Origin of the sequence: Maribacter flavus, assembly GCF_008386635.1 — a bacterium.
Classification (GTDB): Bacteria; Bacteroidota; Bacteroidia; order Flavobacteriales; family Flavobacteriaceae; genus Maribacter; species Maribacter flavus.
The window spans coordinates 1052914-1066812 of sequence record NZ_VUOE01000001.1 but is presented as its reverse complement, the minus strand read 5'-3'; the positions used below and the strand labels follow the sequence as shown (position 1 = coordinate 1066812).

At 43.8% G+C, this 13899-nt stretch carries 9 protein-coding genes; 2 read left to right on the top strand and 7 right to left on the bottom strand.

What is annotated here, in order from left to right; translation table 11 throughout:
• Positions 1–21: 21 nt before the first annotated feature.
• From metG to F0361_RS04605, 3 genes are all read right to left on the bottom strand, one after another.
• Positions 22–2130, bottom strand: a complete 2109-nt coding sequence (gene metG / locus F0361_RS04615; RefSeq protein WP_154917414.1) for a methionine--tRNA ligase — start codon at positions 2128–2130, stop codon at positions 22–24.
• A gap of 126 nt (positions 2131–2256) precedes the next feature.
• A complete protein-coding gene (locus F0361_RS04610; RefSeq protein WP_154917413.1) occupies positions 2257–3957 on the bottom strand; it encodes a DUF1501 domain-containing protein in 1701 nt (566 codons plus the stop codon).
• Positions 3958–3971: 14 nt separating this feature from the next.
• Positions 3972–5465: a DUF1800 domain-containing protein gene (locus F0361_RS04605; RefSeq protein WP_154917412.1), complete on the bottom strand. Its 1494-nt coding sequence runs from the start codon at positions 5463–5465 to the stop codon at positions 3972–3974.
• Positions 5466–5655: 190 nt separating this feature from the next.
• Between F0361_RS04605 and F0361_RS04600 the strand changes: the two genes are divergently transcribed.
• Together F0361_RS04600 and F0361_RS04595 are read left to right on the top strand one after the other, a co-directional pair.
• The gene (locus F0361_RS04600; protein WP_154917411.1) at positions 5656–6015 is read left to right on the top strand and encodes a YraN family protein; all 360 of its coding nucleotides are present in this window, start codon (positions 5656–5658) and stop codon (positions 6013–6015) included.
• A 188-nt stretch (positions 6016–6203) separates the two neighbouring features.
• A complete protein-coding gene (locus F0361_RS04595; protein WP_138257920.1) occupies positions 6204–6863 on the top strand; it encodes an aspartate kinase in 660 nt (219 codons plus the stop codon).
• A gap of 179 nt (positions 6864–7042) precedes the next feature.
• Here F0361_RS04595 and F0361_RS04590 read toward each other — a convergent pair whose 3' ends face one another.
• The 4 genes from F0361_RS04590 to mfd form a co-directional block, all read right to left on the bottom strand.
• Positions 7043–8365 carry a TlpA family protein disulfide reductase gene (locus tag F0361_RS04590; RefSeq protein ID WP_154917410.1) on the bottom strand — a complete coding sequence of 441 codons (1323 nt, stop codon included), beginning with the start codon at positions 8363–8365 and terminating at the stop codon, positions 7043–7045.
• Between the two features lie 12 nt (positions 8366–8377).
• On the bottom strand, positions 8378–9685 hold the full coding sequence (locus tag F0361_RS04585; protein WP_154917409.1) for a serine hydrolase domain-containing protein: 1308 nt from the start codon (positions 9683–9685) through the stop codon (positions 8378–8380).
• A 210-nt stretch (positions 9686–9895) separates the two neighbouring features.
• Complete coding sequence (locus F0361_RS04580) at positions 9896–10228, bottom strand: TerB family tellurite resistance protein (RefSeq protein ID WP_154917408.1); 333 nt, start codon at positions 10226–10228, stop codon at positions 9896–9898.
• Positions 10229–10334: 106 nt separating this feature from the next.
• Complete coding sequence (gene mfd / locus F0361_RS04575) at positions 10335–13742, bottom strand: transcription-repair coupling factor (RefSeq protein WP_154917407.1); 3408 nt, start codon at positions 13740–13742, stop codon at positions 10335–10337.
• Positions 13743–13899 lie beyond the last annotated feature (157 nt).

Genomic DNA, 13899 nt, shown 5'->3' with positions numbered 1-13899 from the left:
AATAAATATGAATTTAAATTTTTAGCTAATGGCTAACCCATTACCAACTCCTTCTTCGTCAGGGTTTACAAACACCAATTTCCCATCCTTGTTTTCCGTCATCAAAATCATTCCTTCGCTTTCCACGCCACGCAGGGCCCTGGGTGCCAAATTGATAAGAACGGTCACTTTTTTACCGATAATTTCTTCTGGGATAAAACTTTCGGAAATACCCGAAACTATGGTTCTGACATCTAAACCTGTATCTACTTTTAAAACCAATAACTTTTTGGCTTTAGGCATTTTTTCGGCTTCCACTATGGTGCCTACGCGCATGTCCAGTTTGGAGAAATCGTCAAAGGTAATCGTATCTTTTTGTGGCATAAGGGCTTTGTTTTCTTGTTGATTGGCTTTTTTAGTGGCCTCTAGCTTCTCTAATTGTGCCTGTATCTCGGCATCCTCTATTTTTCGGAACAAAAGTTCGGATTGGCCTATTTTGTGTCCGGGGGGTAACAGGTTCTCATTTTGGGAAACGCTGCTCCAAATGAGACTTCGACTACCCTCAGTCTCCGATTTTGGGTCGCTAAGCGGAGCCAAAGCGACATTGAGTATTTTCTTAAGCTTATCCGAAGTGAACGGTAAAAACGGTTCGCTCAAAACCGCCAATCCAGCGGCAATTTGCAAAGCCACATACATAATTGTTTTTACACGCTCCTCGTCTTCTTTAATGACTTTCCAGGGTTCTGCATCGGCTAAATATTTATTGCCCAAGCGGGCAAGATTCATCAACTCCTGGCCTGCTTCCCTAAAGCGGTAGCGCTCCAAGGAATTGGAGATAATCTCCGGAAATTTTTTGAGTTCGCTCAGGGTTTCACTATCCGCTTCCAAAAGGGTACTTGGAGCAGGTATTTCCCCTTCATAGTACTTATTTGTTAGCACTATGACACGGTTCACAAAATTCCCAAAAATGGCCACCAGCTCATTGTTGTTCCTAGCCTGAAAGTCCTTCCAGGTAAAATCGTTATCCTTTGTTTCCGGGGCATTGGCCGTTAAGGTGTATCGAAGCACATCTTGCATCCCGGGAAAATCCTCCAAGTATTCTTGCAGCCATACGGCCCAGTTTTTGGAGGTGGAAAGCTTGTTTCCTTCCAGATTCAGGAATTCGTTTGCGGGGACATTTTCCGGCAGGATATAATTCCCGTGCGCCTTAAGGATGGCAGGGAAAATAATGCAGTGGAAAACAATATTGTCTTTTCCAATGAAATGCACCAATTTGGTGTCCTTGTCCTGCCAGTAAGGTTTCCAGTCCTTTCCCTCCCTTTGGGCCCATTCCTTGGTGGAGGAGATGTAGCCAATAGGGGCATCGAACCAGACGTACAAAACTTTGCCTTCACCTCCTTTTACGGGGACGGGAATGCCCCAGTCCAGGTCCCGAGTGACGGCGCGGGGTTCCAGACCCCCATCGATCCAAGATTTACATTGTCCATAGACGTTGGGTTTCCAATCGTCCTTATGGCCTTTTAAGATCCAATCCCTTAAAAAGTCCTCATAACGGTCCAAGGGCAAAAACCAATGGGTAGTTTCCTTTGTGGTGGGTGTCGTGCCCGTTATGGTGGATTTTGGATTGATTAAATCGGTGGCATTCAGGGAGGAACCGCAATTTTCACATTGATCCCCATAAGCTTCCTCATTACCGCATTTTGGACAGGTGCCGATTACAAATCGGTCGGCCAAAAACTGTTTCGCTTCCTCGTCGTATAATTGGGCGGTAGTTTCCTCTATGAAATCTCCTTGTTCATATAATTTTTTGAAGAATCCCGATGCCGTTTCGTGGTGGACCGCTGCCGATGTCCTGGAATAATTGTCAAAGGAAATGCCAAAATCCGCAAAGGATTTTTTTATGATACCGTGGTATTTGTCGATGACATTCTTGGGCGAAACACCTTCCTTCTTGGCTTTCATGGAAATGGCCACGCCATGTTCGTCGCTTCCACAGACAAAGGCAACCTCCTTGCCCGTTAGGCGTAAATATCGGGTATAAATATCGGCAGGCACGTAGACCCCGGCCAAATGGCCAATGTGTATAGGTCCGTTGGTATAGGGTAGGGCGGCCGTAACGGTATATCTTTTGGGTGTAATGGCTTTGGTCATCGGATTAAATTAAAGGCACAAAAATAACCATTTTTAATCCCTAGTTGGGCCGGATACGGAAAAAACAAAAAACCCTCGGCGTACCATAGTACGACCGAAGGTCAAGTTGCATAGTGGGGAAACCGTTTACGCTACCATAACCGACTTGCTCATCTTTTGGTTCTGTACACTTATGCGATAAATGTACTTGCCGGATGATAGGTGTTTGGGCATGCGCTCTCGTATGTTGATCTCTGTGGACCCTTCTAGCATCATTTCGTTAAAAACGGTACCAACGTGTTGTCCAAGAATATTGTACAATTGAATATCCACCTGCGCCGAGAACGGCATTTCCAGATAAATATGTGGGGTACTATCCGTAGGATAGAAAGGTTTGTGAACTATAGCGTTCAATAGATCGGGGTTTGCGGGATCTGTTCCTTCCTCACCGGGTTGTGTTGGCGGGGTTACCGGACCGTCGCTGTAAACAATATCGGGGAAATCAGTACCGCTACAGTTGAAGCCTAAATTCACCGGATTGTAGGGGTGGTCCAAAAGATGTTGTTCCACCAGCGGAATGTCCACGCACAACCATTCGGCCAACACCGTGGCATACAAATCCCGGAAATCCATGGTGTATTCCAGGTTGCCTCTTCCGTCAGGGTCGTCCAACGTGGGATGGTCTCCCACAAAGGCACTTCCGTTCAATCCCGAGCCAAAGAATAGGGTAGGGGCCGCCTTTCCATGGTCCGTTCCGTTGGAACCGTTTTCGAAAATTCTTCGGCCAAATTCTGAAAAGGTCATGCTCAATACCTGATTGTCCTGTTGGGTAAACCCGAGATCCTCGTAGAAATTATTGATGGCCACGGATAGATTGGTCATTAATCGCTCATGTGCCAAAGGCTGATTGCCGTGGGTGTCAAAACCACCCATCGATACCATGTATACCTTGGTGCCCAAATTGCCTTTTATCAATCTTGCCAAAAGGGCCATTTGACGGGCAAACCCGTTATCCTGATATTCCACTTGGTTTTGGCCCCTCGCATAGGCTTCGTGAATAAGACCTGAATATTCATAGGTTGTATTCGCCACCCCTCTTAAAAACTTTAATTGGTCCCCGTACATACAGCCATTAAAGAGGGCATTGTCCAAACCATAAACTACGCCAGATTCTGCAATCTCCTGTAGTTGCTCCACGTTAGAGGTCACAAAGGCATAATTGGTTTCCTCCCCTTGGAAAATCAAATTTCCAAACTGCCCGATCTGTATCGCTGCCGGAGCGGCGGGAGGGTTTATCAAATAATCGGGATAAATATTTTCGAAATGTCTTCCCATCCATCCGGTATTGAGTCCACTAAAACCGGTTGTGGTCAAATCAGTATTCGCATAAATATCGGAACCCGTAAAATGGGAGAGACTTTGGTTTTGATACCCTACTCCGTGAACAGCTTTAAACTGGCCATTGCCCCACATAGGCTCCAAGGCACCCATGTAAGATGGAACACCAAATTCATCCGTCAGTTTCAATACTTTACTTTCCGGGATGTAGATATTGGGCCTTGCGTTGGCATAGCTGTCATATTGCTCAATGGGGATTACGGTACTTAGACCGTCATTGCCTCCGGACAGTCTAATAAGAATTAGGATGTTATCCGTTTCCGCCGCGGCAATACCTGCGGTCAATGGGGAGGGAGAGGATGCGGTAAGCATATTGGCTCCCAATAACATAGAACCGGAACCGGCGATTCCCAATGCCTGTAAAAAGGAACGACGGCTCCATATTTGATGCTCTTTATCATGACCATCGTGTTCCAGTCCTTTGTGGGGTGAGTGATGTGTATGGCACATAGTAGTAGGTGTTGTTATTTTAATTGATATTCAGGTTGTCTGGCTAGGTATTGCATCAAGAGATACACTTGATATGGGGCTTGTGGCCATGTGGCCAAGGTCCAGGATTCCTGGTTGCCACCTTCGTAATAGACGTCTTCCACATCACTTCTAAAGATGGCGAATGCCTTTGCATACTCGCCTTCGTCCAATAATCCTTTGGGGAGGATAAAGTCGATGATGAGCCGGGCTACCGCATCAGGATTTGTACTGGTCAAACCAGTAGTGCCTGTTATGGATAAACCCAACGACCTGAATTGTTCGTTATCCTGTTGGTAGAAAGATTCCAAAATACTTTCAATGGTAAGCCATCTACCTATAATAAAATTGGTGTTGATCCACGTTCTGTCTCGCTGCCATCCGGCCACGTCAAAGGGGTCGAACAACTCTTGACCTAAAAGTCCGCTGTAATTGAGCATGGAGCCCAACACGGTATCATCATAGGCAAAGCTTGTTTCCTTCAAGGTGTTTAAGTAAAAATCGAACGGACTTTTAATGATGACGCCAATGGCCTCATCGTCAAAAAAGTGTTGGCTTTTAAATAGCTGCCTTAAGACAGGAGCCAAATCAAAGTTGTTTGAAATGAACGTCGATGCCATGCCATCAATAATTACTTGGGCGTTGTTCATGTCGTCCTGTGAATCTGGATGTACGAAAAACTCATAGAGTTTACGACAGATGAATTCCGCTATTTCATTGGGTCTTTGCTGAAACAGGATGTTGATAACATCGTCATAGCCCCAATTGCCCGTTTGGCCCAAAATGGTTTTGGTACCCGTATCATGTCTGTCTGCCCTAAAGGTCACCTGGGTACATCCTTCCTCTCCACGCTCCACGTAACCACTAAGGGCCCTTGCCGTTTCTATGATATCCTGCTCCGTGTACCCATTTCCTTCACCAAGGGTAAATAGTTCATAGAGTTCCCTTGCGTAATTCTCATTGGGATTGTTACCATTGTTATAGACACCGTCCAAATAATAGAGCATGGCACTGGTTAGGCCAATTTCACTTACGAACGTCCTGAAATTTCCAATGGCGTTTCTTTGAAGGCAGTTGATGTAGTGGTATAGGAAGGAGTTACAATCGTACACATCCAATTCGGTCACAAAATGGTTGCTCCAGAAGAAACTCAATCGGTCCCTAAGATTGTTCGACAATAGGGCATTGGTATAGCCAAGGGCGAATTCTGACCGTTGTTGGTTAACCAATTGCCTACGGGCATCATCGTCTGCCGGATAATTCGCATTGTTCCAATCCGCCCAAAGAGGGGCGGCCGTAGGGGCCATGTTTATGGCCTGGTCCACCAAGGCATCCACAAGGGTACCGGCATTTTGTCCAATGGCTTGGTTGATGGTATCTACCGATGCACTAAAGCCTAATCTTCTGTAAAGGTGTAAAGCTCTAATCTGGTCTAAAGGTGCCGTATACGGAGCAAGGGTAGAAGTATTACAATTAATGAAATATTCCATAGTCCTGAAAGTAGGGCGTTAATAATGTTACGTTCAATAGAGTTGGGGCTTCTATCTAACGCAACGAAATTTGGGATAGTATAAGAATCCGTATATTTTCGTTGTCCGACAGCCGAATTTAATATGTTCCTTTTTTAAAAACGGTAAAAAACATATTTTTTCGACGAAATACACTTTTTTACAGAATATTATGGGAAAACATAATGAGTTTGGGAAGGAAGGAGAGGAGATGGCCAAAGACTACCTTATAAAAAATGGATATCAAATCTGCTACCAAAACTATAGGTACCTGAAAGCTGAAATTGATATTATTGCCAAAAAGGATAACGTCTTGGCCATTGTGGAGGTGCGTTCGCGAAGCTCCGATTTTTTTGAGAATATTGCAGAAACGGTAACACCCAAGAAAATAAAGCTATTGGTCATGGCGGCGGATCATTATGTAACCTCCAACGATTTGGATGTGGAATCCCGTTTCGATATCATCACCATACTTAAGGAAAAGGGGACCTTTCAATTGGAGCATCTTGAATCCGCGTTTTACCATTTTTGATTATCCTATTAACTTTATAGAATAATATTTAAAAACATTTTGTTTTATTTATAACAAGTTGTTATATTTGCTCAAACAACCAAATGTCTGAAATGAGCCAATGGCATACTCGTAAGCCAACGAGGTGCTCCGAAAGTTATCGGGAAGGTGCATAGCATACAGCTTTTTAAATCAATAAATTCTAACATATGAAGACCATTTCTTCCGTTGTAGAGCATTACATCAAGAAAAAACCGTTCTTGCAAAGCGCCTTGGCACAAGGTATCATCAACCTTACATCGCTTTCAAGAATCGTCAAACCTGAAATTGAGTCCGAACTGGGAAAGGATATACGAAACGGTGCTATTGTCATGGCGCTGAAAAGACTTTCCGATGACCTTGAATTTAGGGCTACACACAAGATTTTAAAGGTGTTGAAGAATATCGGGGAGATTACGGTGCGGTCCTCCCTATCGGATTATACGTTTTTGGCTTCGGATAAAATACTGGTGCATCAGGCTAAATTATTGGAAGAAATCAATGAAAACCAAGATGTCTTTTATACTTCCAGTAGGGGCGTAAACGAAATCAATATCGTCATCAGCAGTATTATGGACGAAACCGTCCAAAGACTTTTCAAGGACGAGAAATGTACCCAAAAAGCGGATAACCTTTCCTCCATAACGGTCAAGTTGCCTGCGGAAAACGTATCCGTTCCAGGAATCTACTACTTTATTTTTCAGCGATTGGCGTGGGAAGGAATCGTGCTCTACGAAGTTATCTCCACAACCAACGAGTTTACCATTTTGGTGAATGACGAACAGGTAGATATCGCCTTTAAGACCATTAAGGACTTAAAAACCTTGTAGTTGAAGTTTAGGGAGCTATGGGAGTTCTTTAGTATTGGCTATTTAAAAATTCCAAGCTGTAAATTCCAAGTTTCAAAAAAATGGTTGTATTTACAATAATCCTTTTTCTTAAAAACAAATCTTTAATAAAACCCTGAAAATCAGATAGTTTTAGGTTGACAAACCTGTATTCAGTTTTTTTAATTACTTCTCTTTAAATATTCAACAACCGCCTCGGCACTTTCCGGTCTGTCCAAGAATCGTTTGTCCTTGTCCAGGATAAAGTAGGTGGGTGTCTGTTGGATCGCAAAAGTCTGTACATAGGGGCTTTCCCACTTCTCAAGGGCTATGGCATGGTGGAAACCAGGCAACTTGGGAATGGTCTGTTCCCAATTTTCCTTTCCGTCCTCCAAACCAACGGCGAGCACCTTCAAATCCTTGACGGTTTTTACCTGTTCGTGAAGACCGGGCAATTCATTTAAACAGTGGGAGCATGTACTGCTCCAAAAAATCAGGAGGTAGTTGGAAGCACCGGTCAAACCTGACAATGATTTGTTTACTCCATTTTCCTCCCAAGTAATATCGGGCGAAACCGCCCCTTTACGGAGTCGGGTTTGGGTTTCGATGTTCGTAATTAAGTTTGCATTATTGGTATCTGTAGCAAGTTTTTTCAAATAGGTATTGAAAATATAGTCCGAAACGGTGTAAACCTCACTTTCATTTGCCTTGTTCCAAGCCTTGGCCCAAATCGATGTTTGCAAAACTTTTGGAACCACCTCCAATTTGGAGGCCAAAAAATCCACGTTTTTATTGATTTCCTTCACCAAATCCTTTTCTGGAGTTCCGGGGGGAATGGCCCAGAGCATATAGTTTATGATTTTATCGGAAAAAAATTCAGAGGCCTGTAGCGTCGCGTTTTTAAAATCAATGGCATCAAAGTAGTGTTTCTTTTTCTCGATAAGATAGTCTTCCAAAGACACATACTCTTTTGGTAGATAGTGCCTATTCGCTTTTACGAAAGTATCGGCAATCAAACCTTGCGATTGGGTCTCGAAGGAATTTTGCACCTGTTTTAGGTTGTTCACCAAGTCTATATACTCCCCTTTATCCGACTTGCCTTCACTGTAAAAGGCCATGAGTGCATCCTTGGCATTTTCGATTTCGGTGAAGTAATCATAGTAGATCGTGTTTTCCTTAGAACTCACGATCGTAATGCCCTCGTCCAAGTTAAAATTGAAGACGATATCCTCTTCGCAGTTGTATAGGATGTCGATAAAGTACTTATCTTGGGGAACACCATACACCAATCTGTAGGTGCCCGGGGAAACGGAGTTGGGCAAGGTAAAGAAAAACTGGCCGTCCTTTACACCAGTATCCGTAACGTATTGAATACCGTCGCTGGACAGGTGATATACCATGATATAGCGAAAAGCATCGGCCGGGGAGAAATTACCCGAAAACGTATGTTGCGATTGGACTTTAAAGGATAAAAAAAGCAATAACAAAATCTTTACGATCTTCATAAATTCTGATTTTTAGTTGGCATTATCCGCCTTGTAGGGGCCATAAACGGCATCCCTGAATTTTTTGTGCAATCCTATTTGGTCATAAGGGAACAATTGTACGAACATGACGGCCGTGAGCTTATTTACGGGATCTACCCAAAAAAGGGTACTTGCAGCACCATCCCAATAAAACTCGCCTACAACGCCATGATTTTCATCGGCATTTGCAGGGGATGCTACCCGAACCGCAAAGTCGATGCCAAAACCGACCTGACCCTTGGATGGTAACCAAGAACGCTCGGTGATGCTATCGGACAATTGATTGGTGGCCATGAGTTTAACCGTTTCTGGCCTTAAAATTTGAACGGAATCAAGACGGCCATCGTTTACCAGCATTTGAGCAAACTTCATATAATCGTCCAAGGTGGAGGTGAGTCCGGAACCGCCCCTGGTCATTGGCCAGTGTTCCGTGTAATTGCTGTAGGTGACAGAATCCTTGAATAACTCCCCCTCCCCGGTTCGTATATACAGTCTTGCAAATCGATCCCGGTCCCCTTCAGGAATAAAATAGCGTGTTTCCTGCATTCCCAGAGGAACCAGCACATTGTTCCTTACATATTCCCCATAGGGAACCCCAGAAATCCGTTCCACCAAAAGGGCCTGTACATCCACACTTGGCCCGTACTCCCATTGGGTTCCCGGTTGGAACCAAAGCGGAATGTCGCCTAATTTTTCCGCTAAATCAGTTAGTGTACTTTCACGATCGTAAATGTTTTTTTGCTCCAATAATTCGCTCAAGCCTGGAATATCCGGTCTATTGGGGAATCCTGCAGTATGTCTGGTTACATCCCTAATGGTCACTGGTCGGTCCAAAGGTTCCGTGGTAATTTTTCCGTTGGAATCCACTCCTGTATATACTTCCATGTTGGAAAATTCCGGAGCATATTTTGATAAGGGGTCGTCCAAGTCAAATTTGCCTTTTTCATAAAGTGTCATTAGGGCCGTTCCGGTAATGGGTTTGGTCATCGAGTAAATTTGGACGATGGTGTTTCGGTCCATAGGTTTTTGGGCCTCTTTATCCGCATAACCAAAAGCATTGAAATACACTTCTTGACCTTTCTCAAAAATTAATGCCGATATACCTGCGATATTTCCAGAATCAACGAAGGATTTCAAGGTGGAATCTATTCTTTTTTTGGTGGCTTCCGTAACCACTGAAATTTCCACGGGCTCATTATCCGATTTATTAATTTCCTTCTTGCACGAAACCAATACTAGGAATGCAAGGCAAAAGCAACTTGCGATGGGTTTTTGAAGTTGTCCTAAGAAAGTATCCATACCTACTTTTTTGATTTTTTGTAAATGAACTGCATAAGGAAGCAGCTAAAGATAATTGAAATGGAAACGATTACCTGAGAATTTATGGCTCAGATTTGCCCAGTATCCAAATTGAAGGGAGGTATGAAAGTATAATGGAATAGGGCTGGGTGTCGTTTTTTAGGACCGAAATCTGATAATATTGCCTTCCTAAGCTATTAACAGTACCATTTACACATTGGAATGAATGTGCATTTTGATGGAGGATAGTACACTTTCCATCATTTCAATTTCCTTTTGATGGACAAAACCATCTGATTTTGCCACCTCCTCCATAAGATTCTCCAACATTTCCCTTTTTTCATGGGAAAAATTACGAACCATGGAGATGCTCTGTTCGGTTTCCAGAAAACGTGCCTGAATCAAAAAGTTGGCGTCAAAATCCAAAACCTCCATCAGTTTCCCAAAGGCGTTTATTTCACCGTCATGCACAACACCATCGGCATGGATAAGTGCATCAATAACCTTTACGATGGCCAGTTTTTCAGAGATATCAAAAGTCATATGTAAAGAACTTCACGTGGTTATTTAGAGTTTTAGCGGTTTTGCTAAGGTATCTGAATCAGGCTGTATCTGGGAGTTAATTCTGTTAAAATTGCTATTTTTTGGATTAACCACCTTTTTGCCCTTCCAATTTTGAGATATTTTCAATTCTAGCCCTTCTTTCAAAGGGTAACATCGCCTGTAATGCCTTATCCACGCTGGTAATTCCGTCAAAAGTCAGGAGCAAACGGAGCCCGTTACGGGTCTGCTTTTCCTTTATCCTACATTTTTGGTGGTTAGATTGTACGTATTGTAATATCCGGGTAAAATTCTCGCTTTGGTAGAAGTCGGATTGCTGGTCTCTTATAAAATAGCCGATCATCTTCCCCTGTTTCATTACTATTTTTTCAAGTCCGATGCCATTGGCGATCCATTTGATCCGTACGGAATTCAATAGGTCTTCGGCCTGGGGGGGCAGTTCCCCAAAACGGTCTATCAATTGTTTTTCAAAGTTCTGGAGTCCTTCCTCGTCATCTATCTGGTTCAAATCGGTATATAGTGTCAGCCGTTCCGTAATGTTATTGATGTAGTCATCGGGGAACAAGAGTTCAAAATCAGAATCTATCTGCGTCTCCTTTACATACACTTTTTCCTGGGGACCGTCCACTTCATCATACAGCTCCTTGAATTCGTTCTCCTTCAATTCCTCAATGGCTTCCGCGAGAATTTTTTGGTAGGTTTCAAAGCCGATTTCGTTAATGAATCCGCTTTGTTCGCCACCCAGTAAATCGCCGGCACCCCGTATTTCCAAATCCTTCATGGCGATATTAAAGCCACTGCCCAGATCTGTAAATTGTTCCAGTGCCTCGATACGCTTTCGGGCATCTGTGGTCATAACCTCGTAGGGCGGGGTAATGAAATAACAAAAGGCCTTTTTGTTACCTCGGCCCACACGACCGCGCATTTGGTGAAGGTCGCTCAGTCCAAAATTGTTCGCATTGTTGATAAAGATGGTATTGGCGTTGGTAACGTCCAGGCCGCTCTCCACAATGGTCGTGGAAACCAGTACGTCAAACTCCCCGTTCATAAAGCCCAGCATGAGGGTTTCCAATTTTTTACCGTCCATTTGGCCATGGCCTATCCCTACCTTGGCATCCGGAACCAATCGTTGGATCATGCCCGCTACCTCCTTGATGTTTTCGATCCTGTTATGGATAAAGAATACCTGACCGCCACGCTCAATTTCATAGCTAATGGCATCCCTAACGGTCTCTTCGTTAAAGCGGATTACTTGGCTTTCAATGGGATATCGGTTAGGTGGGGCCGTATTGATGACCGATAGATCCCTGGCGGCCATCAAACTGAATTGCAAGGTCCTAGGAATAGGGGTGGCCGTTAAGGTGAGCACATCCACATTTTCCTTGATGGATTTTAACTTGTCCTTTACCGATACGCCAAATTTCTGTTCCTCGTCCACGATCAATAGTCCCAGGTCCTTGAATTTTACGTTCTTGTTCACCAATTGATGGGTACCAATGATAATGTCCACCTTGCCGGAAGCCAAATTTTCTAGGGTCTCTTTCTTTTCCTTGGCCGTTCTAAATCGGTTTAGATAATCGACCGAAACCGGCATATCCTTTAACCGTTCTGAAAACGTACGGTGGTGTTGGAAGGCCAAAATAGTGGTAGGTACCAAGACGGCCACCTGTTTGCCATTGTCAACGGCCTTGAAAGCGGCCCGTATGGCCACTTCTGTTTTTCCAAAACCTACATCGCCACAGATCAATCGGTCCATGGGGCGTTCGCTCTCCATGTCCTTTTTTACATCCTCGGTGGCCGTGCTTTGATCCGGAGTGTCCTCATAAATAAAGGAAGCCTCCAATTCGTTCTGCAAATAACTGTCCGGTGCGTATTGGAATCCTTTTTCCAAGCGTCTTTTGGCGTATACCTTGATGAGGTCGAACGCGATTTTCTTGACCCTGTTTTTGGTCTTGTCCTTTATTTTTTTCCAGGCACCGGAACCCAATTTGTATATTTTGGGAACGGCCCCGTCCTTGCCGTTGAATTTGGATATCTTATGAAGGGAATGGATGCTCACGTAAAGGATATCACGCTCGCCATACATTAGTTTGATGGCCTCCTGTTTTTTGCCCTCCACATCTATTTTTTGCAGTCCCCCAAATTTCCCGATACCATGGTCTATATGGGTCACATAATCCCCAATCTCCAATTTATTGAGTTCCTTTAAGGTGATGGACTGTTTTTTGGAATATCCGTTCTTGATATGGAATTTGTGGTAGCGCTCAAAGATTTGATGGTCCGTATAACAGACCAGTTTTAGATCATCGTCCACAAATCCTTGATATAAGGGAAAAACCAGGGTCTGGTAATGTACCTTTTCGTTTATTTCCTCAAAGATGTCCTGAAACCTTTTGGATTGCTGTTCGCTCGCACAAAAAATATAGTTGGTATAGCCTTTGTCCCTATAATCGTTGAGGTTTTCGATCAATAGATCGAACTTCTTGTTGAAAGAGGGTTGGGGTTTTGTATGGAACTCAAATTGGTTTTGATTCTTTTGGGCGCCGTCTGCAGTTAATACGGTGAAGTTCTGCAATTGCTCCTTAAACGCCGCGCCGCTCAAAAAGAGTTCCGCCGGGTTGGCGTGTTTTATCTCCTCCGAGAGTTTTGAAAAGGCTTCCTTGGCTTTCTCGAAAAGGTCGTTGAGGCAACCAAAAAGTAAATCAGTATTCTTGCTGTATACCAGTGTATTCGCCGCAATATAGGTCAAGAAGGATTGTCGCTGTTCCGTAAGGAACTTGTTGGCCATATTGGGGACGATGGTTATGGTCTTTATCTTATCAATGGATAGCTGTGTGGCTACATCGAAGGTCCTAATGCTATCGACCTCATCGCCGAAGAATTCAATGCGGTACGGTTCGTCATTGGAGAAGGAATACACGTCCACGATACCCCCACGTACGGAAAACTCCCCAGGTTCGGTCACAAAGTCCACGCGTTTGAACTGATATTCGAACAGCACCTCGTTCAAAAAATCGAGGGACAGCGAATCGCCCACTTTCATCTTTAGGGTGTTCTTGTCCAGTTCCTTCCGGGTGAGTACTTTTTCAAAAAGTGCATCGGGGTAGCTAACGATAAAGGCCGGTTTTTTTTTGGAGTTGATGCGGTTCAAGACCTCGGCCCTAAGGAGTACATTGGCATTGTCCGTTTCCTCAATTTGATAGGGCCTTCTATAACTTCCTGGATAAAAAAGCACATGTTCTTCACCAAGGATCCTTTCCAGATCGTTGAGATAATAGGCGGCCTCCTCCTTGTCGTTGAAAATGGCCAAAAGCGGTCTTTCCTTTTTGTTAAACGTATCAGCAAGGACAAAGGACAGTGCAGAACCTGCCAAACCTTTTAGCCCAATACTTGGGTTTTCAAGGGCATCTGAATCTTGAACTTGGGAAATAGCGTCCTGCAGTTTCCCTAGTTTGGGAGACTGTTGATAAAGCGTTGCTATGGATGATTTGGTCAATCCAAGAAATTTGCGGCAAAAGTAACCCCAGATGGCTTACCAAGCAATTTTTTCCAGTGAGATTTTTAACCCTTTCAAGGAAACCAAGGGACGCAGATCATTTTTATTGAATATTGCAATAATCGGATTTTAGGCTTCAAAAAATCCTTACAAACCG